20 protein-coding genes and 1 pseudogene are annotated in these 21511 nt (G+C 50.8%); 15 read left to right on the top strand and 6 right to left on the bottom strand.

All coding sequences use genetic code 11. The features are described from left to right. Positions 1-255: 255 nt before the first annotated feature. On the bottom strand, positions 256-990 hold the full coding sequence (locus SYMBAF_RS13935) for a prepilin peptidase (RefSeq protein ID WP_052447601.1): 735 nt from the start codon (positions 988-990) through the stop codon (positions 256-258). A 302-nt stretch (positions 991-1292) separates the two neighbouring features. Between SYMBAF_RS13935 and gspG the strand changes: the two genes are divergently transcribed. Genes gspG through SYMBAF_RS13995 form a run of 12 tightly spaced genes read left to right on the top strand, consistent with a single transcriptional unit; the run spans position 1293 to position 10406 of the window. Then, a complete protein-coding gene (gene gspG, locus SYMBAF_RS13940; protein ID WP_040262605.1) occupies positions 1293-1715 on the top strand; it encodes a type II secretion system major pseudopilin GspG in 423 nt (140 codons plus the stop codon). Positions 1716-1717: 2 nt separating this feature from the next. Then, entirely contained in the window at positions 1718-2173 is a 456-nt protein-coding gene (locus tag SYMBAF_RS13945; RefSeq protein WP_040262603.1) for a lytic transglycosylase domain-containing protein, read from the top strand. Beyond that, the gene (locus SYMBAF_RS13950; RefSeq protein ID WP_040262601.1) at positions 2173-3348 is read left to right on the top strand and encodes a type II secretion system F family protein; all 1176 of its coding nucleotides are present in this window, start codon (positions 2173-2175) and stop codon (positions 3346-3348) included. The genes SYMBAF_RS13945 and SYMBAF_RS13950 overlap by 1 nt, the downstream gene beginning before the upstream one ends. Then, positions 3345-4976: a GspE/PulE family protein gene (locus SYMBAF_RS13955; protein WP_173424328.1), complete on the top strand. Its 1632-nt coding sequence runs from the start codon at positions 3345-3347 to the stop codon at positions 4974-4976. The genes SYMBAF_RS13950 and SYMBAF_RS13955 overlap by 4 nt, the downstream gene beginning before the upstream one ends. Continuing rightward, the gene (locus tag SYMBAF_RS13960; protein WP_040262599.1) at positions 4957-5676 is read left to right on the top strand and encodes a hypothetical protein; all 720 of its coding nucleotides are present in this window, start codon (positions 4957-4959) and stop codon (positions 5674-5676) included. Before SYMBAF_RS13955 ends, SYMBAF_RS13960 begins: the two co-directional genes overlap by 20 nt. Continuing rightward, on the top strand, positions 5673-6164 hold the full coding sequence (locus SYMBAF_RS13965) for a hypothetical protein (protein ID WP_040262597.1): 492 nt from the start codon (positions 5673-5675) through the stop codon (positions 6162-6164). Before SYMBAF_RS13960 ends, SYMBAF_RS13965 begins: the two co-directional genes overlap by 4 nt. Beyond that, on the top strand, positions 6154-6708 hold the full coding sequence (locus SYMBAF_RS13970) for a hypothetical protein (RefSeq protein ID WP_040262595.1): 555 nt from the start codon (positions 6154-6156) through the stop codon (positions 6706-6708). Before SYMBAF_RS13965 ends, SYMBAF_RS13970 begins: the two co-directional genes overlap by 11 nt. Continuing rightward, positions 6705-7214: a hypothetical protein gene (locus SYMBAF_RS13975; protein ID WP_052447600.1), complete on the top strand. Its 510-nt coding sequence runs from the start codon at positions 6705-6707 to the stop codon at positions 7212-7214. Before SYMBAF_RS13970 ends, SYMBAF_RS13975 begins: the two co-directional genes overlap by 4 nt. Then, positions 7214-9082: a secretin N-terminal domain-containing protein gene (locus tag SYMBAF_RS13980; protein WP_226020343.1), complete on the top strand. Its 1869-nt coding sequence runs from the start codon at positions 7214-7216 to the stop codon at positions 9080-9082. The genes SYMBAF_RS13975 and SYMBAF_RS13980 overlap by 1 nt, the downstream gene beginning before the upstream one ends. Positions 9083-9099: 17 nt before the next feature. Continuing rightward, on the top strand, positions 9100-9576 hold the full coding sequence (locus tag SYMBAF_RS13985; RefSeq protein ID WP_040262593.1) for a type II secretion system protein: 477 nt from the start codon (positions 9100-9102) through the stop codon (positions 9574-9576). Then, positions 9563-9931, top strand: a complete 369-nt coding sequence (locus tag SYMBAF_RS13990; RefSeq protein WP_040262591.1) for a type II secretion system protein — start codon at positions 9563-9565, stop codon at positions 9929-9931. The genes SYMBAF_RS13985 and SYMBAF_RS13990 overlap by 14 nt, the downstream gene beginning before the upstream one ends. Next, on the top strand, positions 9918-10406 hold the full coding sequence (locus SYMBAF_RS13995; protein ID WP_040262589.1) for a hypothetical protein: 489 nt from the start codon (positions 9918-9920) through the stop codon (positions 10404-10406). Before SYMBAF_RS13990 ends, SYMBAF_RS13995 begins: the two co-directional genes overlap by 14 nt. A gap of 133 nt (positions 10407-10539) precedes the next feature. Here SYMBAF_RS13995 and SYMBAF_RS14000 read toward each other — a convergent pair whose 3' ends face one another. Beyond that, positions 10540-11127, bottom strand: a complete 588-nt coding sequence (locus SYMBAF_RS14000; RefSeq protein WP_052447599.1) for a hypothetical protein — start codon at positions 11125-11127, stop codon at positions 10540-10542. Positions 11128-11709: 582 nt separating this feature from the next. Continuing rightward, entirely contained in the window at positions 11710-12003 is a 294-nt protein-coding gene (locus SYMBAF_RS14005) for a LysR family transcriptional regulator (RefSeq protein WP_052447598.1), read from the bottom strand. Between the two features lie 322 nt (positions 12004-12325). On the opposite strand from SYMBAF_RS14005, the gene SYMBAF_RS14010 reads away from it, so the two are divergent. Further along, positions 12326-12961 carry a LuxR C-terminal-related transcriptional regulator gene (locus SYMBAF_RS14010; RefSeq protein ID WP_237162884.1) on the top strand — a complete coding sequence of 212 codons (636 nt, stop codon included), beginning with the start codon at positions 12326-12328 and terminating at the stop codon, positions 12959-12961. Positions 12962-13400: 439 nt separating this feature from the next. Next, positions 13401-15389, top strand: a complete 1989-nt coding sequence (locus SYMBAF_RS14015) for a TonB-dependent copper receptor (RefSeq protein ID WP_082026801.1) — start codon at positions 13401-13403, stop codon at positions 15387-15389. A gap of 177 nt (positions 15390-15566) precedes the next feature. On the opposite strand, the gene SYMBAF_RS14020 is transcribed toward SYMBAF_RS14015, so the two are convergent. From SYMBAF_RS14020 to SYMBAF_RS14030, 3 genes are read right to left on the bottom strand one after another with little or no spacing between them, the layout of a single operon-like run. Next, a complete protein-coding gene (locus SYMBAF_RS14020) occupies positions 15567-19148 on the bottom strand; it encodes an ATP-binding protein (protein WP_040262859.1) in 3582 nt (1193 codons plus the stop codon). Positions 19149-19150: 2 nt separating this feature from the next. Further along, positions 19151-19762: a response regulator gene (locus SYMBAF_RS14025; protein ID WP_040262586.1), complete on the bottom strand. Its 612-nt coding sequence runs from the start codon at positions 19760-19762 to the stop codon at positions 19151-19153. Beyond that, a complete protein-coding gene (locus tag SYMBAF_RS14030; protein WP_152608999.1) occupies positions 19762-21015 on the bottom strand; it encodes a hypothetical protein in 1254 nt (417 codons plus the stop codon). Before SYMBAF_RS14030 ends, SYMBAF_RS14025 begins: the two co-directional genes overlap by 1 nt. A 97-nt stretch (positions 21016-21112) precedes the next feature. Between SYMBAF_RS14030 and SYMBAF_RS14035 the strand changes: the two are divergent. Further along, positions 21113-21406: pseudogene (locus tag SYMBAF_RS14035) on the top strand (IS1 family transposase); the annotation flags it as partial. Positions 21407-21511 lie beyond the last annotated feature (105 nt).

Below are 21511 nucleotides of genomic sequence, written 5' to 3' on the forward strand. Positions count from 1 at the left end.
AAGCTTGATCATTTTGACGTTTTATGTAACAAACAGACATGGGCATATTCTTTAAAAAATGGAGAACACTGGTAAAGTCTGTGAGATTTAGGGAGTGCATGATAGGAAAAAACGCTGAAAATATTAATACACAACCTTTCAGAGGGTTACCTAGATCGAATGAAACACTATGCACATAGACCTGGCCATAGGGTGGTTAATTTGACCAGATTAACTCCCATACCAGGAGTTAGCCTGGTATGGGCCTTGGTGCTTTTATCCCCACACTAACATCGCTAGCGCTAACGCGATCGGATAAGGCCCAAAGGGGAAAGGTTCCCCCAGTTTAGTGCGTAATACCAGCAATGCGCTGAGCAATGCCAGCAGAGGGGAAAAGGCTAGGATGCGCCATAAACCCGTCATGCCAAACCACGCCCCCAGCGCAGCAAATAGCTTCATGTCGCCCATCCCCATCCCTGGATGACGCCGCCATAGGTAGAACAGGCGATCCAGTAACCAGGGAACCAAAAACCCCAATGCAGACGCCGCCAGAGATTCGATGCCGCTCACTCGGCCTTCCCCTAAAAAGGCACAGACGATGCCAAGCCCACACAACGGTAACGTTAAGCGATCGGGCAGTAGCATGGTACACTGATCGATGCCGGCTAATACCACCAAGAGGCAAGCCGCAACCAGAACATATCCGCCTTGCAACGTCAGACCATAGCGATGGATCAGCAAAGCAAACAGCGCGGCAGTCAACAATTCAACCAAAGGATAGCGCCATGAAATGGGATGATGGCAATCGGTGCAACGCCCAGCCAATAACAGCCAGCCTAACAGAGGCAAATTGTGGTGCCAACGGATTTTGGCACCACAAAGCGGGCACCCCGAAGCTGGATAGCTTAACGACATTTTTTCGCCCGCCATGATTAACGGCAAACGATAAATCACCACGTTAAGAAAACTGCCGATAATGGCACCCAGTGCCATAAATAGCATAATATGCATATGAATAAATTCGCCATACTGGAATATCGTTACCGATAGTATTAAGATATAGATACCTTGATGGGAGTCATAAATTCTGCCGCCAATGCGTCAATTTTACACATGACCACTGCTTGGGTAAATATATCACCACGCTTATCACCACGATACATGCACCACAACAGAAAAATCAGAAAACTCTGTATTACTAAACCAGAATTCCCATTCAGATAAAGAGGGATGTCATTTAAACTCTATTTAACTATTTGGATAATGCTCAAAGAAAAATCAGCCTCCACAATCATTAAAAACGTGAATATTTTATGAAAGAAAAATTATTAATGCACTACCGACGGCAACAAGGTTTTACTCTACTTGAGTTACTGGTGGTGCTGATGATTATCGCCCTGCTGGCTGGTTTTGTCGGCCCACGTCTTTTTTCACAGGTTGATCAAGCCAAGGATAAAACAGCTTTGAATCAAATGAAAAGCTTGTCCGACGCGCTAAGTCAATATCGGCTTGATGTTGGCCAGTATCCCAGTGAAACTCAGGGGCTAAAGGCGCTGATCGACCGTCCAAGCGGCGTTACCGGTTGGCGCGGGCCCTACTTGAGCAAAAGCGTTCCTAACGATCCTTGGGGCAACCCTTATCAATGGCACAATCCGACGCGCAACAAAAATGCGGTTTATGAAGTTGAACTGCTGGCCACTGGCAATGATGGTAAAACTATAAACTACGGATTCTAACGATGCGTACCGCTTTGTTTACCCTGTTGCTGCTCGCATTGCCAACCAGCGCCACCTGTTGGAGCCAAGCCGGTAAGCGCTATGGTATCGAGCCAATCCTGCTACAGGCCATCGCTATCACCGAGTCCAGCATGAACCCTTCAGCGGTAAACAAAAACAACGACGGCAGCTACGATATCGGTTTGATGCAAATTAACAGCCGCCATTTGCCAGCGCTGAATAAATACCGGATCACACAGCGCCGGTTACTGGAGGATCCCTGCCTGAGCGTCATGACTGGCGCATGGATCTTGGCCAGTTTTATACGCCGGCATGGCTACAACTGGGAAGCCGTCGGTGCCTATAACGCCGGTAGTACCCCGCAACGTGGCTATTTACGCCAGCGTTACGTCTATCGCGTCTTGCCTAACTATCTGCTGCTCCAGCAAAAGCAGGCACCGAATAGGGCCATTCAATAATGAAATGTTTCGAAGTGACGTTGCTGCTCAACGGTACGCGTAGCACACAACAGATCCAAGCGTCCTGCATGGAAGAAGCTCGCACGCAGGTCGAATGTAGCGGTGCTCTGGTACTAAAGATAAAACCTTGCCGCCGCCTGACGCGACGCACCAAGCCCTTCCCCCTGACGTTGTTCATCCAGGAACTTATCGCCCTGCTGGATGCGGGCCTGATGATTGTCGAAGCCATTGAGGCGCTGAGTGAAAGCAGCCGCGATGCTGAACAGCAGCGAGTGCTCGGCGTGCTGATGCAATCACTGCACCGTGGCCGTCAGCTCTCTCAGGCGCTGGCGGAACAACCGGCTCTTTTTCCTCCCCTGTTGATCAGTACCGTTGCTTCATCGGAACAAACAGGGCAATTGGCTATAGCACTCGGCCGTTTCCTGCATTATGAAAAGCGGATGGAGACATTGCGTAAACGTATCCGCAGCACCCTGCTCTATCCCAGCGTTGTCCTTAGCGTCGGCTGCCTGATCTTGTTCTTCCTGCTCGGATTTATCATTCCCCGATTCGCCATTGTCTTTGAGGGTATGAAGAACCTGAACGGCAGTGCGCAATTTATCGTTTGGTGGGGCCATCTGACTCAAAACCATGGCACTCTGCTACTGGTATCGAGCATCGCTGGCGCGATCCTGCTGGTCAGCGCCCTGCGCGATAAAAGTCTCCGCCAGATGCTGCTCAACCAACTGTTACGTATTCCACAATTGCAGCATCAGTACGAACTGGCCATTCTGGTGCGCTTTTACCGTACTTTAGGTTTGTTGCTACAGGGGGGGATGACCGTAGTAACCGCTCTGACGCTTACCGGTAGCCTGCTGCCCCCGCGTTATCATCAGAACCTGAATCAGGTGCTGACCGAGGTTCAGGCTGGCAAAGCACTCTCATCCAGCCTGGAATCACAACAGCTCACCACCCCGGTCGCTAGCCGCCTGCTGGTGGTCGGTGAACGCAGTGGCGATCAACCTGCCATGTGTGAACGTATTGCCGCATTTTATGATGAGAGCTTGGAGCGAGCCATAGAGACATTCAGCAAGGTTTTCGAACCAGTGTTAATGCTGATCGTCGGCGGGTTGGTCGGCCTGGTGGTGTTCTTACTTTACATGCCGATCTTTGAAATTGCCGGGGGTCTCTCATGATGTCCTCATCCTTTGCAAATACCCTTACCGTATGGCAAGAACTCCCCCCTGAAACCCGGTGCGCGCAACTGGAAAACATGCTGACCCAGCACCCGGATCACCTGCCAGCGTTTGCGGCCGAACTCGGTCTGTATCCACTCAGCCTTGAGCGTCTCACCCAGGCTGAGCTGAATTTTTCCCTGGTTACCTTGCCTCAAGCTTTGTCTCACCGCTTATTGCCGCTCAAGGTTGACGGCCATGATTATCTGCTGCTGGCCGATCCGTTTTCTTTAGCGCAGCGGCAGTGGGCGCAACGCCATACCGAACGTCTGGCGTTGGGGCCTCCGGGCTGGGTGCATGAACAACTGGACGCCTTGTCACGGCAACAACGCACCATGGATCAGGTCAATACCCAAGGTTTCGACAGTACCGCAGAGGAAATCGCGCTGGAGATTTCGATGGTCGGTATTTCGCAGGAGCAAAGCCCAGTGATTAAACTGGTGAACGCGACCCTGTACGATGCCTTGCAAAGCCGCGCCAGCGATATTCATTTGGAAAGCATACCAGACGGCCTGGTAGTGAAGTACCGCATCGATGGTGTTTTACACGCTATCACACGCTGCAATGGTGGACAGACGGCGGAACAGGTGATTTCACGCCTAAAAGTGCTCGGCAATATGGACATCTCTGAACGCCGCATCCCACAAGATGGCCGCTTTAAAGCGCACATCCAGCAGCGCAATGTCGATTTCCGCGTTTCCATTATGCCCAGCATTCATGGGGAGGACGCAGTACTGCGCGTACTCGACAAATCGCATGAAAAAAAACTGCGTCTGGAAACATTGGGCTTCGATGCTCACACCCTGAAAGCCATCCGCCAATTGACGCAGATCCCGCATGGCATGGTGTTGGTCACCGGCCCCACCGGTAGTGGTAAATCAACCACGCTGTACTCTGCCCTTAGCGAGCTAAACACCGGTGAAAGCAAAATTATCACCATTGAAGACCCGGTGGAATATCAACTGGAAGGGGTACTGCAAATCCCGGTTAACGACAAAAAAGGGCTGACATTTGCCCGTGGGCTAGGCGCCATACTGCGCCACGATCCCGATATTATTTTGGTCGGGGAGATCCGTGATGGCGAAACCGCAGGCATTGCGGTGCAGGCGGCGCTAACCGGCCACGTTGTGCTCTCCTCGGTACACGCCAACAGCGTTTTCAGCGTGCTTGAACGTTTTTTGTATATGCAGGTGGAACCGGCCAGCCTGATCACCGCCCTTAACGGCATCGTCGCCCAACGTCTGGTCAGGCAAATTTGCCCACATTGCCGCCAACCCCATCAGTTGCAGCAGCAGGAAGCACAATCGTGGCAACTGACGCCTCAGCAACTGGCGCAAGGAAACTGGGCGATTGGCAAAGGTTGCGAGCATTGCCGCAACAGCGGTTATCACGGGCGGCTGGCGCTGGCGGAAGTGCTGCAATTTAGCGATACCATGAAAGAAGCTCTGCTGGCACGGGCACCGTTGCGTCAGTTACGCGAGTGCGCCTTACAACAGGGTTTTATCCCTTTACAACAAATCGCCCTAAACGCCGCCAGCAACGGCTTTACCACGCTACAGGAGGTTAAACGTGTTATTTCCACGCACTGACCGCTGGCGTTGCCAATTGCAGCGGCACCATATTCAGCTTTATCAGGGGAATAGATTACAGGAGCAGCAGAGTTGGCAACCGGATATGCCACTTGCCGAGCAGCTCGATCACATGTTGTCACCCCTACATTGCCGCCTACCTTGGCAAAATAGCATTGGCTTTGAGCTTGATACGCCTCATATAAGCTATCTGCTAACGCCTTGGTCTCAGGGCATCGTCACACCAGCAGAACTGCGGCAATACACCCGTAAGTTACTGGCCGAGCAGCACGGCACTGCGGTGCAAGACAACATGATCAGCTTCATCGGCCCCCATTACGGTGCCAACGCCTTTGCTGCCGCGTTAGACCCTAGCCTGTTCAATGAGCTAAAGGCCGCCGCCAAACGGCACCGGCTGCGTTTTCGCGGATGCAGTACCCCATTTAGCCGTATGTTGGGCATGTTCGGCAACACCCTGCCGAGCAAGGCGCTATTCGCTTGCATCAGTAAAGACGAGGGCAACTTCGCCGCTCGCTATCAGGGCCGCTGGCACAGTATTTTCAGCCTGAATTTACCTACGGGAGAAAGCGTCCGACACCTTGATATCGCCAATCTTCTGGTCGGCTTGCCGCCGCTAGAGCGCTACGTCATGCATACGCAACAAGAGACAAGCATCCTGAAAAAACAGCTTCCTCCTGCGGGAACGAAATTATTATCATGAACAATCATTATTTTTACACCTTGCCACCGTGGGCCATCAAATCCAGCCTACTGCTGTTGATACTGACGCTACCTGTGCTGCTAGGCATCCATGCACAATGGCAGCAACAGCGCGAGCTACGCGTTCAATTGGTCGGTGAGGAACAGCAACTCTTGGCGCACCAGCAAGCGGCAGAAGCCCTCCGCCTGCGCCAGAAGACGCATACCCACCAACAGCAGCAATCCCCGCCGCGTTTGGTGGGCCTGGAGATATTAGCTAAGGCATGGAGAAACGACGTAGCACTGCTTTCGCTGGATCTGGATGCCCACTCGCAGCGGATGCGTATCGAACTGGCCAGCCATTCCTTAGGGGCACTGCTTGATTTTGTCGCGCGTCTACAGGAAGCGCCAGCGAAAGTCTGGCTGGAAAATCATACCCGCAATCCCTCGTTGATACCGCCATGGCAAATTAGCGGCACGCTGCATGTGGAGTATAACCATGCGTCTTGATCCTAAGCTCCTGTGCCAGCCGTATGGGCTGTATATCATGATACGCTGGCATGCTGCACGGTTATATGAACTTATCGGCGCACTACCGCTATTGATTGGCACTTTTTGGCTGATATTGGTGATTTATTGGTGCAGCATACTACGCCCAGAAATAGCGGAAATGCAGAACCAGCACCAAGAAACCCAGAGGTTACTCGCCATTGCCCTGCCGCCCATAGAGCCGGAAGTCGAGGCGGAAAACCAAAAACTCAGTGCCACTGAATATCAGCAGGTCAAAGCGCTATTTGTCATTATGGAAAAACACCGCCTGTTGGCAAAAGAGGGCCGCTACCAGTTGCTGACTGACACCAGCAAATCTACTACCGACCTATTAGCGCTAGAAATCCCGTTGATCGGCGAGTATCCTGATTTGTACTCGGCATTACAGGAATTAAATGCCACCCTACCGCTGCGGGTTGATTCCCTGAAGATCAGCCGTACTAAGCCAGACAATGTTCAACTGAATATGTTGCTGCGCGTGACACTGATGAAGGCGCTGCCATGAAATTACCACGCTATTTGCAGATAGCTCTCGCATTGAGCTGCGCTCTGAGCCTGTGGCAATTTTTCTCGGTGCCAGAGACGCAGCCAGTAACGAGCGCGACGACGATTGCGCCCGCACCCACCACTGGCTCTGCCCCGCGCGTCGAGCCTACGGCAACCGGGAAGAATAACACCTTGAATTTATTCCCTTTTCAAGGGGATAAAGCCGAACCACCACCAGTAGTCATGCCAAAAATGGCGGTTCCCAGCACACCACCGTTACCATTCCAGGTCAACGGTGCTTGGTGGGATCAGCACCAGCGCGCGCTGGTGCTCACTGACGGCATACAACAATGGATCATCTGCCGACAATGCCGGGCACGGGACAAGATTTGGATTGGAGCGAACTTGGGCCAGGGCTGGCAGTTAGTCGAGGTCGGTGCCGACTTCCTGACCTTTCGCTGGCTGCCACAAAAAAAAGATCAGCGCCTAGCGCTGGGTAATATGACTTCCAAACCGAAATTATAATGATGCTGATAAAAAAAACGCTAGTATTGGCCATTGGCTCAATACTACTGGCTGGCTGTGCTGATGCACCACCACCATCACCCCCATCCGAACTCAATGAGCAACAGCAACTGATCCGCTCGCTGGACAACCTGGCAAAACAGCGCCGCGCCGCGCCGCAGGATTTGGAACTGAAAAGCCGTGAGCAGTTGGAAAGTACCCTGCTAGTGAATATGTACCTCAAGCAGGCAGATGCCGCCACCGAACGGAACGATTATCAACAGGCGGCGCAACTGTGGCGTAGCGCACTGCGCTATCATCCTGGCAACATGCGCGCACTGCAAGGGCTGCGACGCATCAATACTTTGCGCTCTCTGGACGCGCTGTACCGCCAGGCTGTCAGTCTTGCGGCCAATGATCCTGCACAAGCATTGCAAAAAATCAAGCTGGTGTTGGAGGAGGAACCAAGCTGGGCACAAGCCACCGCACTGCGCGACCACCTGCTACGCAAACTTTCCGCCAGCAATAGCTCGTCCGATGTCATGGACTCGCAGTTGCAAAAACCGGTTTCTTTGCACTTCACTTCACACAATCTAATGCAGATTTTCACTGTTATTTCTCAGATGACCGGTGTCAACTTTATCTTCGACAACGATGTACCGAGGAACGCCGTCGCCAGTATCATGGCGGATAACACCACCGCAGAAGACGCCATCAATTTGCTGCTCATGTCGAATCAGCTACGCAAAAAAGTGCTAAGCGGTAATACACTACTGATCTACCCAGCCAGCCAGGGCAAAGACAAAATCTATCAAGATATCGTGGTGAAGACCTTCTTCCTCGGCTATGTCAAGGCCAAAGACGTTAATATTGCCGTCCGCAATATATTGAAAATTCGGGATATTCATGTAGATGAGCGCACAAATACCATTACAGTACGGGGTGCGCGTGAAATTGTGGATATGGTCGAACGGCTCCTGATAACGCTGGATAGGCCAGAAGCCGAAGTGATGCTTGAGGTGGAAGTACTGGAGATCAGCAACGATGACGCGCAGAAACTTGGCATTAACTACCCACAAAGCATCGGGGTCGGTCTCCAGGCACCCGGTAGTAACGGTGAGTCTATCCCACTGGACGCCTTCCGACATGGCAACCTGTTTATCAACCTGGGCAAAGGTAAAGGCGTAAACATTGACATCAAGAAGATCCGCAGCCACGCACAAGTGCTGGCGAATCCACGCATTCGCGTTAAAAACAACAAAAAAGCCCTGATCGAAATCGGCGAGAAGCTACCAGTGATTACCGCTATACTCAATGGTGAACACACCTCCGAGCAGGTCAATTATCAGGATGTTGGCCTCAAACTGGCAGTCACGCCCGACATCAGCTTGGACGGGGAGATCGGCATGGACGTTGACTTTACCCTCAGCAGTTTAGGGCAAGCGCAAAGAAGCAAAAATGGCTTGGATTATTATGGCACCAATAACCGGATGGCCAAGACTGTGCTTAGCAGCCGCGATGGCGAAACCCAGATGCTGGCAGGATTGATCAGCCAGGAAAGCAAGAGTAATAAAAGTGGCATCCCCTGGCTCAGCGATATCCCTTTGCTTGGCCGTTTATTCAGCACCTCTGAAAAAAATGACAAGCGCACCGAGGTAATCCTGTTAATCACGCCACACATTGAACGTAATCTCGATCTGCCGGGTAGCCATATCAGTACTATTCCTGCCGGCACCGAAGAACTGCCAGGCGAACGGAATACCACTTTGCGCTCAGTCGGCAAATTCCAGTTCACTGATGCCAGCGATGGCGTGCCACCACTGGCACCGCCTACCCACTATTCCCCAGCATCCGGCGAACTACCACCACCGGTGGAACTCAATGAATGACAGCAGGAACTGATCCCATGATCAAACATCAACGCGGCTTCACGCTAGTGGAAATGATGGTAACGCTCACCTTATTGGCCTGCCTTAGCGCCGCCGCGCTGCCACTGGTAGAAAAGTACGGGCAACGGCAAAAAGAGGAAGAGCTACGCGTGGCACTGCGTCAGATCCGTGAGGCGCTGGATCGTTACCATCAGGCCAGTGTTGACGGCAATATAGAAAAGCTCATTGATGCCTCGGGTTATCCCAAAGATCTGCCCCTTTTAGTGGAAGGTGTCGCCGACAAAAAATCCCCCAATAAGAGCAAGATCTATTTCCTGCGCCGCATCCCGCGCGATCCAATGTGTGACTGCGCCAGTACATCGGATGCCGAAACCTGGCGCATCCGTAGCTCAACCGCAGCGCCGAATGATTTCAGTGGCGGCAAGGATGTGTATGACATAGCCTCATCCAGCACCGCTATCGGGTTGAACGGAGTACCCTATGCGCAATGGTGAAAAAGGCTTTACCCTGATCGAATTGCTGGTGGTCATGGCGATCATCGCCGTTTTGATGACGCTGGTAGCACCACGCTATTTCCAACAAACCGAACGGGCTAGGGAAGTGGTGCTGAAGCACAATCTGAATACGCTACGTATGTCGCTGGATCAGTTTCGACGCGACCATCTTCACGGGCCGAAAGATTTGCAGGAGTTGGTAGAGCAAGGCTATCTGCGCCAGTTGCCGCTCGATCCCATGACCAATAAAAATGATAGCTGGACAGTGAATAACGATGAGCACAGTCAAATCATCGACGTACACAGTGGCTCTAGTCAAAAATCGCTGGAGGGCAACACTTATGCCACATGGTGATCGGCAAGCCGGGTTTAGCTACTTGCTGCTATTGGCTTGGTTGAGCGTGTTGGCCATCATGATGTTGCGCAGCGAAGAACATCTCCTCACCCTGTGGCGTCAGCAACGTGAAGACCAACTGCTGTTCGCGGGCGACCAAATCCGTAACGCCATCGAAAATTACCGCAAAAATCCCATTAATCACGCCTGTTTCCCCACAGATTTTCAGCAACTGTTAAGCGACTCTTACGGTAAATTACGTAGGTGGTACCTTGATCCCTTCACCAACAGCCAAGAGTGGGGGATGATCTATGATAAGCAACAGCATTGGGTGGGGATTTACAGCCAGGGCAAAGGGGTTCCACTGAAAAAAAGCGGCTTCGCCGCCCGCTATGATAAATACTTTAAAAACGCGAAAAGCTATGCCGATTGGAGATTCAAAGTGGAAGAGGATGCGAATGCCCCTCCGCCGAAGCAGTGTAAGGCTCTACACTAATCCGTCTATTCGGCCCCAATGCTCCTTCTAGGCTGCGTTGCGCAATAACCCATGAGAACGTTGCTGGCTGCCGATGACAGAACACCTCCCAGAAGGCAAAGAGAGGCACTCTATCCGTGGTTACGGGCGATTTTTAACCTTTTTCCCTAAAACACCACTTTCTCGACACCCGCCGATACCACGGCTCAAGAACAGGATGAATAATGCTACGCATCGCCCGCGCATAGTCCATCAGTAATCCAGGCATCCAGGCCATCGATAACGCACGTATACGTAACCGCGCGGCGATCCCAAGCTCAAGCATCATCAACGTCTGTAGTCTCTTTAACCCGCTTCGGCTCTGTTTTGAAAGCACACCATCCAGCGCTACCTCCAAAGCATACGCGACACTACTGGAACAATTACGATAGGTCAGATTGTAAGTTTTCGTCTGTTTGTATGCGTTCCAATAACGCCTTAACACCATACTGTTGTAGTCGTGGAAGCAGATTTTGCGGTCAGAATCACACCAGCTTGCCGCCTCGCTGGCATAGTTCGGTTGGAATATACCAGGAACGTCATTATCTTTAGTGGCTTTCATAATATTGAGAAATTCTGGAAGCGAACGATCAATATCCACTGCGGGATACAGGCTAATAGAGACACTCGGCAATCGTTCTAGCGCAGCATGCCCAATGGATATAATCCCTGCGGAATCTACCGCAGCAATATAGCATTTCATCACCGTCCGGGAGAGGTTCGAGGTATTGGCCGTTCCTTCAGGCGTCCAGATATGAACGGTCAACGGTTCAGTAACATTGACGCGAGGAGTATCGGCGTCATGTTGTGGCGAATCGTGATTTTTTTATGCTATATTCTCTGTCTGTGGTCGGTGTCAACAAATCAAAAATTGAGATATCTTCCTGCATCCGGCGTAACCGTCGCGCCAACCGCACAGTATTGATGCCGCTGAAAACCATCAGTGTGCCGAGGAATTCTGATACCATAGCCTTATAATGCGTAGTGTCGTAAAAGGCTAACCAATCTTAGGAGAAAATCATCACCGTTCCCCTGTGGGCCGCAACACGGCAAAAATCAGGAAAATACGCTGCAAGGCGACGCTAGCACTACGAACTCTGCCTAGTTGGATGTGCTAAAAGAGATACAGCGATCAGGAGATCCCTAGGACAAAAGATCTCCCTATACTCGGTGTAGTAAGAATTTTGATACCTACCCAGCCCGCCGCATCACTTTAATCAAGCAAAAGCCTATTGGGATGCAAACGATGCCAAATGACTTGAGAGATGGGCTGAACAACCCTGCTTCACAATGGCATACTCCGTGCCATGCCGCCAGTTCGCCAGTTCGCCAGTTCGCTTTCCAAGAGTTGTTTCATTTTTGTCAGTTGGGCCGCGTGCTGATAAAAAATCCGGCCCTGCGGGGTCGGTACGCAAGGCCGACGACGCAACAACAACGGTATACCCATGGTGCGTTCAAGCGTACTGATCCGCAAAGAAACTGCGGAAGAGGTAATAAAGAGCTTTTTTGCTGCGCCTTCGAAACTGCCCGTTTCGACAACAGCTAAAAAAGTATCTATTTTTTTGAAATCTGATTTCATAGTGAGATATTTACCAAAAATTATATTTTATAAAAAACAAACAGCCCTGGAAAAACAGTAATCATAATACAGTTTACATCATTATTGAAATCTGACTAGTCAGAAAAATAACGCACCATAAAAAATAATAATTCAATAAAAACATAAAGATAGCCTAATAATCTGATTTTTTCTCACAATATGTGAATTTTATTTACCCCCTAATCGGAGAATAATACAATCCATATCGATAGAAACATTACTTACACCAGAGAGTATTCTTATGACAACCAACGTCGTCATCGCGACAGAACAGCGACTTATTAGCTGCGGAATAAAGTCCATGATTGAAAACATGCATCAAGGACAACTTAATACTGGAGATAAAAGCGCTCATTTCAACATTGTTGGTGCTATTTCGACACCTGTAGAACTGATCAACATGCTAGCAAAAAACAGCGTCGACCTGCTGTTGCTGGGCTACTCTTTGAATACATGTGACAATAGCAGCAGCAATCCACTCACCTCAATGGACGGTTATGCTTTAACAAAATGGTTGATCAGCAAATATCCACGGCTAAAAATAATTATTATTTCCCCCTACAAACACGTTAGCCTAATACGCATGATGCTGGAGTTGGGGGCCGTCGGCTATATCAGCATGGATGTAGGCGAGAAAACGTTAGAGCGCGTTATCAGCACGGCAATGAACAATGAAGTCTATGTTGAGCGACATCTAATGAAGTCCTTGTTCAACAATCAGCAACAAGACATAACAAACATTACCGCCAAGGAATCTGAAGTGTTGCGCCTACTGTGTAAAGGCTTGAACCTGACTCATATTGCTACTCGCATGAACCTCAGTATCAAAACCGTTAGTGCACATAAGCTACGCGCAATGAGTAAATTAGGTGTCAATTCCGACTGCCAACTTTACTGCCTGTTAGCCAAAACACAGTGGTTCGATATTGCGTTTTAACCCTATTACTGGCACTAGGCCCGCCAAATTGCCAAAAATAGAGGCGCTCCCCTGGAGGTGCACGGCCAGGGCCATTATCTCCCTGCCCAAATAAGTGGGCGATGTGTTTTTGTCGGTTACATTATCTTTAATCAGATCATTTTTATTTTCTGGTATTTAACAAAAAAATGTTCCGACCTAAAAAACTCGCAAAAAATAATTCATTCGTAACTTCTGTGGGAAATAAAATTAATCTCAGGCGACAGAGATATTTCTCATTTTTTAGCAAGGCATTCTCAAGTATTAAGGTTTTCTTCAGCCAGAAGCAATCCGTAACATCTAGAAGCATTTTATTTGCTGTAATGATCCATTCACGCTTCAGTCTTTACGCGCGAAATAACATTGTGGCAACCATTGTTCATGAACCAAACCAGGAAGCTATATAGCCGTTTATATAATTATGCGTAAAAAACCTATTGAATATATCGTCAAACCTAATCTGGGAAGCGCCCAGTGCTGCCTGCTTTCTCCTTTGTGGCTAGCCTGCTGTGCTGCCGCATTGCCTGCGGCCTCACTGGCAGCCCCCGTCTCCTACGAGGAGGTGATAACCGTAGCAGCGCCAACTGATACACCATTGACCACCATCACCAATCCTAAGGCACCACGCCAGCCGATCCCCGCCAGTGACGGCGCGGATCTTCTGAAAACCATTCCCGGTTTCGCCCAAATACGCAACGGCGGGAGCAATGGCGATCCGGTATTACGTGGCATGTTTGGTTCACGACTGAATATTCTTACCAATGGCGGTGCCCTGTATGGCGGCTGTGGTTCGCGTATGGATGCCCCAACTTCCTATATTTCTCCTAGCAATTTCAACCTGCTTTCAGTGTTAAAAGGCCCACAAACCGTGCTGTGGGGACCTATGGCTCCCGCTGGTACCATCCTGTTTGAACACCAGAAACCCAGTTTTAACCAACCAAGCCTTCAGGGCGAGGCCCATCTGCTGTTCGGTTCGCACGGCCGCATCGACCAGAATGTTGATGCAACCCTGGGTAGCCAAGAAGGCTATCTGCGTATCAACGGCGGTAAGTCGCGTGCTAGCGATTACCGGGATGGCAACAGCGATCCTGTGCCCGGCTACTGGAACAAGTGGAATGCCGAGGCGACCTTGGGCTGGACGCCAGATAATGATTCGCTGGCAGAGTTAACCCTGGGAGGCAGTGATGGTGAAGCCCGCTATGCTGGGCGCGGCATGGATGGTTCGCAGTTCTTACGCAGTAGCAGCACCCTACGGTTGGAAAAGCGCAATATCGGTAAATATCTCGATTCTCTAACCTGGCTGGCCTACTACAATCACGCCGACCACATCATGGATAACTATCAGCTACGCCAACCACTCAACGGCATGAAGATGTCCGGCCATGTGGATCGCGAAACTTTGGGTACGCGTCTGACCAGTAACTGGCAATGGCAAGCTGGCCAGCTCGCGGCCGGATTCGACATACAAAACAGTACGCACCGCAAAAATTCCGCTGTCGACGGCTGGCTGAAAGATGCTCAGTATCAGCAAAGCGGGCTGTTCGCAGAGTGGCGCACCGAATCAGGATCTCAGGGCAATGTCGTGGCGGGTGCTAGGGTAGATAAGATCCAAGCCAATGATTTTCGCCGCGATCATCAAACCCGCAGCGACCTGCTGAAGGGGGGATTTTCCCGTTATGAGTATCGCGCCGCCGACCTGCCGCTGATGAGCTACGTCGCTTTGGGTTATACCGAGCGTTTCCCAGACTATTGGGAGCTGTTCTCCGGACGCAGTGGCAATCCGGATCTCAACACCCTACGCAATGAAAAAACCACCCAGCTCGATATCGGTACACAATATCGCACCACGGAGCTGGAAGTTTGGCTTTCGGCCTATGTCGGTCAGGTTGATGATTACATTTTATTCGATTACCGCACTCCAACCAGCCAGGCACGCAACATTAAGGCACGTACTGTTGGCGGTGAATTGGGGGGAGCCTATCATCTGAACGAACACTGGAAGAGCGAGGCCAGCCTGGCTTACAACCGGGGCTATAACATGACCGAAAGCGAACCGCTGCCGCAAATGCCACCGCTAGATGCTCGCTTGTCGCTCAGTTATCATAACGCTGACTGGAGTAGTGCGCTACTCTGGCGGTTGGTATCCGCACAACACCGCGTCGCGGTAGGTCAAGGCAACGTAGTGGGTCAGGATCTCAGTGCCAGCCCTGGTTTTGGCGTACTTTCCTGGAATGCCGATTATACTTTCTCCAAACACATTCGTCTTAGCGCGGGCATTGATAACCTACTTAATAAACAATATTCGGAACATTTGAATATGGCAGGAAATAAAAACTTTAGCTTCGCGGGTACTAGCCGTATTGCAGAGCCAGGACGCACACTTTGGGGTTCACTTCACGTAACATTCTAATCTCCCCCCCCCTCCCCCGAAACCTTCGGGGGAGGGGTTATAACCTATCCCATTAGGCTATTTTATTTGCCATTTTGTACCTAAACAGTGCTCACCATCTTCACCTATTCCAGGTATGCTACGGTTGTTCTGTCCGTGTCCAAACTGGCTGTAACAATGTGCGTCGCGGGATAGACGCTAAGTTTCCTCCTCGCCCAGCTCACTCATACGCTGCCACAACACCTGTAGGAACTCCTCCGTTCGACTTAGCAACAGTGCCAACGTTTGTGCGTCACATCGACCACCTTTATCTATCCTTAGGCAAACACGAATACCCGCCCGATAGTTTAACAGAGCGAACGCGCCTTGCAGGCGATGCGCGCAGCGAACAAGCAGTTGTGAAGAAGACGAGTTATTTTTAAGTACCGCAATATCTTCTTCTACCCCATGCCGCAGCGCCAACAACAACTTGATTTCTTGACTGCAATCATGCTGCGCTAAAGCCTGGAGTTCATAAAAATGCAGTGAATCCTCTTCTGTCGCCTGACGGTAATAGTGGTTAATCTCTGACAGCAATTTACGCTGCGTCATCGGCTTAATCAGCACGCCATTCATCCCCGCTTCTAGACACAGATCTTTTTCCGCAACGAAGGCATTCGCTGTACAACCCAAAATCAGTAACGGTGGCAATTGCCTTTCCTGCTCAATCTGTCTCAGGCGGCGTGCCAAGGTATAACCGTTCATCCGGGGCATCTGGCAGTCAGTGAGCACCATATCGAAATAGACCTGATTCATCAGTTGCAGCGCTCTTTCACCACTTTCCGCCAGCGTGACCTGATGCCCTGAAGCGTCAAGTTGTAATGCCAATACCTGCAAGTTGGCAGCAGAATCGTCCACCAGTAAAATGTTCAGCGACTCCATCAACACCGGCCATTCGGCTTCCATTGGCCGCTGCGCGTGACTGCGTGTCAGCGGCAGCACCACCTTCACCCTTGTTCCCCCCTTAGGCGCGTGTTCGATGCTCAGCGCCCCCCCCATCAGTTCAGTCAACCGGGCGGAGATCGACAACCCTAATCCAGACCCGGCTTTGCCTGTGTGATGATGCCCTGCCTGCACGTAAGGCTGCAACACAGCCTGATGCATCTCCTGCGGTATGCCACAACCGCTGTCTGTCACCGTCAACGTCACCTCGTCATGCTTGCTGGTGACCCACTCACGGCAATCGGCTCGCAGTTCCATACCGCCTTTGTCGGTGAATTTTATGCTGTTGCTCAACAAGTTATTGATGATTTGAGTCACAACCGTCACATCTAGCTCATAGTTCACACCTGAAGGCAAATTCAACTGCTGGCAAAAGGTTAACCCTTTCTCGGTTGCCCGTTGAGTGAAAGTGGCCACACAGTTTTCCAGCGTTTCAGTCAACGACGCGGGTTGCAGATGCAAGGTCATGCGCCCTGATTCGATCCGGGAGAAATCGAGCACATCGCCAATCACCCCTTGCAGTGACATCGCCGCTTGCCAGGCGATCTGCAACTGTGGGGAAGAGACTTTTTTATGCACCTCCAAATCAAGAATGCCGATAATCGCATGTAACGGCGTGCGGATTTCATGGCTCATTCGCGCCAGAAATGCTGATTTCTCTTGGCTGGCGTTTTCCGCTTTATCCCGTTCGTGCCTTAGCTCACGCGCCAACAGCTTGCGTTCGGTCACATCAAACCAACCGCCGATGATCCCTGGACTCACCCCTGTCGTATTGTTATATCCCTCTAGCCAAAGATAAACCTCCTTGCCTTGTCCTTTAATGACGATGCGCCGATCGGAAAAATGCGCCGGCTCGCCAGCCAAACAACGTAAGAACACCAGACTCAACTCTTTTTCATCTTGCGGTGATAGGAAGCAAAGCTCAGGTAGGGTTTGCCCGACCACTGGGGTATCTGGGTGTCCAAACTCACGGCAGAAATACAAGTTTGCTGCAGTAATGCGCATGGTGGGATCGCAGATAAACATCGGTGTCGGCATATTGTTGAACAATATCTCCCAATCGCTCAGCAATGCCTGCAACCGCCCTTCAGCTTTTTGACGCAGCCTGATTTGGTGCGCGAGATAGCTGCCCCAAAATACCGAACTCAGCGCCACGATAAATAATACGCCAAACCATACCAGAACCCAGGGGGATATCTTATCGTCACTATTGGTCACGATATTGGCGACAGAAAGCCAACGCAGGCGCAGCATGCGTAGTTCATCCGGCCCCAGTGCCTCAATGCTTTTATTGAGGATGGTGAGCAGTTGCGGGTAATTAGGCAAAACGGCGTACAATTCGGGCTGATGGGCGTTTTTAAGCGCCTGGATGACAAGTCGGCTGCCATAACGGCTCGCCAATTGATAGTTGGCACTGCCCAGGCTATCGAAGGTGGCGTCAACCGCACCAGCCAATACCATCTGGATAGCTTGATCCATAGTGTTGACCAGCACCACTGCAACATCTGGATGTTGTCTGATGGTGGCAAGCAAAGCATGGTCATGCAAGATCGCCACTCGAAGGTGCTTAAGCTGATCAAAGGTATAGGGGGCACTGTGTTCATTACGCGTGATCATTACCCATTCGATCGTGCCTATCGGCTGGCTGAAATTGAGCCAGCCACGCCGCTGCGTCGTTGCCGCCAATGATGGGGTCATCTGCGCTTTACCGGCTTTCAGCAACGCCTTTACCGCAGGCAATCCATCAGCCGGAATAAAGTTGAAATGGAGGCCGTTTTTTTCACCCAGCAAACGCATCACATCCACGTCCAGGCCGATCAGCTCGTTATTTTTGTTGAGGAAAGAGTAAGGTGGAGCCATGCTGTTAATCGCCACATTGATCACCGAATGCTGACGCATCCAGTTTTCCTCTTGCGGAAGAAAACGGGGCGCAGCATTGTTATTACCCAACGCCAAGCCGGAGATCCAACGCTGGTAGATCTCGTTTTTTATCGTATGGGGAATGGTAGCCAAGATCGCGCTGATGCTATTTTCCACCCCAGCATCCGGCCTGCCGGAAAACCAGTGAAATTGTTCACCCATCGATTCTTCCCTGCGGTAGACCAATCCTGACACTGGGTGAAAAGCCTCCAGATTGGCTATCTGGAGCTGCCCATCCAGATAGCCGTCTACCTCCCCCTCAGCCACCGCTTTTATCGCTGCCTGTTGGCTTTTAGCCACTTCAACGCGTCGATAATAAGTTTGTAAGCGGATGACATCCTCTGCACTGATATCCGAGGCAACCATGATAGTCATTTCGGCGGGCTTGGTGTTCACGTTGGCATTGCGTACCATCAAGGCGTACGGTTGCACCAAAATGGGGTTCTTCTGGCTCGTTCGGCTGATCAGCGACGAGGATGACTGAATCAATAGCTGTATCTTTCCTTGCTGCAAAGCGTCGTTAGCCTGCGCCCAATTGCCATACAGCCGAAGTTCAACCGACCTTTTCAGCATGATCTCAAGCAAGCGTAAGTAATCGGCATAGATGCCTTCAATTTTTCCGTCCCAACGCCACATCAGCAACGGCGAGTCGCTACAGCTAAGTACACCGATCTTCAACGTGGGATATTGGGGCAACGTTTTCCCTCTCGGCACGGTCGGGAGTTCCGCGTCTTGAGCGACCCTCGAATAAAACGCCGCAGAACGCCCTTCTGGTGGCAATGTCTGCATATCATCGACCGCAAACAGACGCTCGGCATGCCCCACAAATAGCAGCAACAGCAGCGCTAGCCACCGCCGTATTCTACGCGGTTGTTCCATCGTCATAGCCCGATCTGATGCAAAAAACGGTACAATTCCGCATCATTAGGCAGGTTCAGCTTTCTCATGGCACTGATTTTTTGTGCACTGATAGTTTGTTTGGTACGAAACAGGCGCGCAGCAATGTCATTAACACCCAATCCCTGGCCCAGCAATTTCATCACTTCCAGTTCCTTACCGGTCAGGCACTGTCCGACTGTCGCCCCACGAAACATCTCGCTGAAGTAAGGAACATCACCCTCTTTGTTTCCCACGACGCCTTTTGCCAGTTCCTCCGACAAGCTGTTTTTATTCAGCACGGCCCTAACACGGTAGCCAGCCAGTAAAGAGAGCAGCCGCTGGTCTCTAATCATGGTGATCACTACGATCGGCAACGCCGGATATTGACTGTAAATCCTGCTGATCATGCGCACCCCGTCCTCCGTTTCACCCCCCGGCATGCTGAAATCGGTGATCAACAAATCCACCGTTTGAGATCCCAACAAGAAAAAAAGCGACTCAACGTCATATGCCTCACCTACGATCAAGTACTCTTCAGGCATTGCCGCCAACACCGCACGCAGCCCCAGCAAAAACACGGGGTGGTCATCGGCAATAATGACTCGGATCGCCATTAGTTCTTCTCCAAATTGTCGTCACTTACCGTTTCATTTATGACGCCAACAATGCCAGCGCCGGGCTTACTGCGACAAGTGGCAAGCACGAGTATGGCTAGATTTTCACCTCCTTTCCCATCGGCAATGTGCACCCGTAGCGCTTGCGGGGAAGATGATACGGCATTTTTCAGTGCCTCTACAGCGGGACGATCGCCACAATGGATCCACGCAAGCAGTTGTGGCCAGGTGGCAGGCGTTTGAGCTGATGAACACCAGCGATGACCCTCTTGCCAATCAAGCCACTGGCCCCCGTCCAAATGAAATTGACTGAGCGATACCTCCCCTATTGCCACCTTCAACAGTAAGAAACGCATTTTCCAATACTGCCACCGCGCTGCCAAGGCCGATGAATAGCTGCAACACAACAATGCTGGCAGAGTCAGCGAGGCGCTGTACCAGGCCGCTATCAACACATTTTGCTGCGGGCTTGCCAATGGATTGACGAAAGGTCCCAGCTTACAGAGCGCCACCCCCACGCTACCCACCGCACACAATGACAAAAATCCGCTCAGTATTAACAGATTGCCACTTAGCGCCAACAGCATTGGCAGGCAAAAAGAAAAGAATAACGCCACATGTTGCCAATGAATGCTGTCGTCAGACGGCCAGACGCCGCTAAACAAAATCGCTACTGCAGCTAACCCAGCGGCAGCCAAAACGGCAGATTTCGCGTTTATTATCCACCTCTCTTTCAGTGTAATTAAATAAACGACAAAGAATGTCAACGGCAAGTAGCTCAGGACATAGCCCACAATGTTTAGCAAAGAAACCGTTCTATCGATCGGATAATCCAGCAAATAAAGCGTCCATTTGGTGATAAATCGCTCAATAATGCCACTTATCGTACACAGTGCGATCAACATGGCAATTTGCCGGATATCTTTGGGCGCTTTCATCGCACCATAAAAGAATTGCCAGATCAGCGCCACCATCATCATCATCAATGCATCAAATAGAGCGAAAATCAGCGAGACACTCACTGGACGTCCATAAAGTTGGCTCGCGGTGAGGTGGATCAGTAGACTGGTCGCCACCCATAACAACCAGCTGCGCGGGGCCAATGCGAAAAGTATTCCCTGCAATAAACCGCCAGGAAACCACACCAGCGAAGACAGGCTCCATACATCGCGAACCTGTAGGTTTAATAAGGCCAGCATAAAATCAATCTGGCTGAAGATCATCCAACTCAAGATCATGGTTTTTAATTTCATCTAAGGAATAACTCTATCATTATGCAAGCAGTAAACTATGCGGGTGAGGCCTCTAATTGGTTGGATCTGTTGTACAATACGGTTTGTGAGGTTTCTCATAGCCAGCGTTAATGTTCATTGTCCCCGTTGTGATCCTGCTCTGATTTACCGTCATGGTCAGAACCCTAAAGGCCAGGAGCGCTTCCGCTGTCATGAGTGCCAGTGTATATTCAAATTCCAGCTACCCTACACATATCAGAATAGAAAGCCCGGTGTTAAAGAGCAAATCGTTGATGTGGCGCTGGGGTTCGCGATACAGCAACAATGCTTAACATCGGTATCAACTCGGTTATCCGTACTTTAAAAACTCGCGCCGAAGCGAATAATCTCTTTGCCCATCGCCCATGCAGATGACCCCCTTGTATCTTGAAATTTAGTTACTATAGTGATGAATGGATTTGGCACAGCGTATGCAACCCGACTCCCCGTGGGGTTTTAAGCCCGTAATTAAGCGACT

The organism is Serratia symbiotica (genome assembly GCF_000821185.2).
Classification (GTDB): Bacteria; Pseudomonadota; Gammaproteobacteria; order Enterobacterales; family Enterobacteriaceae; genus Serratia; species Serratia symbiotica.

Excerpts from the sequence above, each read along its gene's own strand:
- SYMBAF_RS13935 (WP_052447601.1), bottom strand. The coding sequence starts at position 990 with ATGCATATTATGCTATTTATGGCACTGGGTGCCATTATCGGCAGTTTT.
- gspG (WP_040262605.1), top strand. The coding sequence starts at position 1,293 with ATGAAAGAAAAATTATTAATGCACTACCGACGGCAACAAGGTTTTACT.
- SYMBAF_RS13945 (WP_040262603.1), top strand. The coding sequence starts at position 1,718 with ATGCGTACCGCTTTGTTTACCCTGTTGCTGCTCGCATTGCCAACCAGC.
- SYMBAF_RS13950 (WP_040262601.1), top strand. The coding sequence starts at position 2,173 with ATGAAATGTTTCGAAGTGACGTTGCTGCTCAACGGTACGCGTAGCACA.
- SYMBAF_RS13955 (WP_173424328.1), top strand. The coding sequence starts at position 3,345 with ATGATGTCCTCATCCTTTGCAAATACCCTTACCGTATGGCAAGAACTC.
- SYMBAF_RS13965 (WP_040262597.1), top strand. The coding sequence starts at position 5,673 with ATGAACAATCATTATTTTTACACCTTGCCACCGTGGGCCATCAAATCC.
- SYMBAF_RS13970 (WP_040262595.1), top strand. The coding sequence starts at position 6,154 with ATGCGTCTTGATCCTAAGCTCCTGTGCCAGCCGTATGGGCTGTATATC.
- SYMBAF_RS13975 (WP_052447600.1), top strand. The coding sequence starts at position 6,705 with ATGAAATTACCACGCTATTTGCAGATAGCTCTCGCATTGAGCTGCGCT.
- SYMBAF_RS13980 (WP_226020343.1), top strand. The coding sequence starts at position 7,214 with ATGATGCTGATAAAAAAAACGCTAGTATTGGCCATTGGCTCAATACTA.
- SYMBAF_RS13985 (WP_040262593.1), top strand. The coding sequence starts at position 9,100 with ATGATCAAACATCAACGCGGCTTCACGCTAGTGGAAATGATGGTAACG.
- SYMBAF_RS13990 (WP_040262591.1), top strand. The coding sequence starts at position 9,563 with ATGCGCAATGGTGAAAAAGGCTTTACCCTGATCGAATTGCTGGTGGTC.
- SYMBAF_RS13995 (WP_040262589.1), top strand. The coding sequence starts at position 9,918 with ATGCCACATGGTGATCGGCAAGCCGGGTTTAGCTACTTGCTGCTATTG.
- SYMBAF_RS14000 (WP_052447599.1), bottom strand. The coding sequence starts at position 11,127 with ATGAAATGCTATATTGCTGCGGTAGATTCCGCAGGGATTATATCCATT.
- SYMBAF_RS14005 (WP_052447598.1), bottom strand. The coding sequence starts at position 12,003 with ATGAAATCAGATTTCAAAAAAATAGATACTTTTTTAGCTGTTGTCGAA.
- SYMBAF_RS14010 (WP_237162884.1), top strand. The coding sequence starts at position 12,326 with ATGATTGAAAACATGCATCAAGGACAACTTAATACTGGAGATAAAAGC.
- SYMBAF_RS14015 (WP_082026801.1), top strand. The coding sequence starts at position 13,401 with ATGCGTAAAAAACCTATTGAATATATCGTCAAACCTAATCTGGGAAGC.
- SYMBAF_RS14020 (WP_040262859.1), bottom strand. The coding sequence starts at position 19,148 with ATGGAACAACCGCGTAGAATACGGCGGTGGCTAGCGCTGCTGTTGCTG.
- SYMBAF_RS14025 (WP_040262586.1), bottom strand. The coding sequence starts at position 19,762 with ATGGCGATCCGAGTCATTATTGCCGATGACCACCCCGTGTTTTTGCTG.
- SYMBAF_RS14030 (WP_152608999.1), bottom strand. The coding sequence starts at position 21,015 with ATGAAATTAAAAACCATGATCTTGAGTTGGATGATCTTCAGCCAGATT.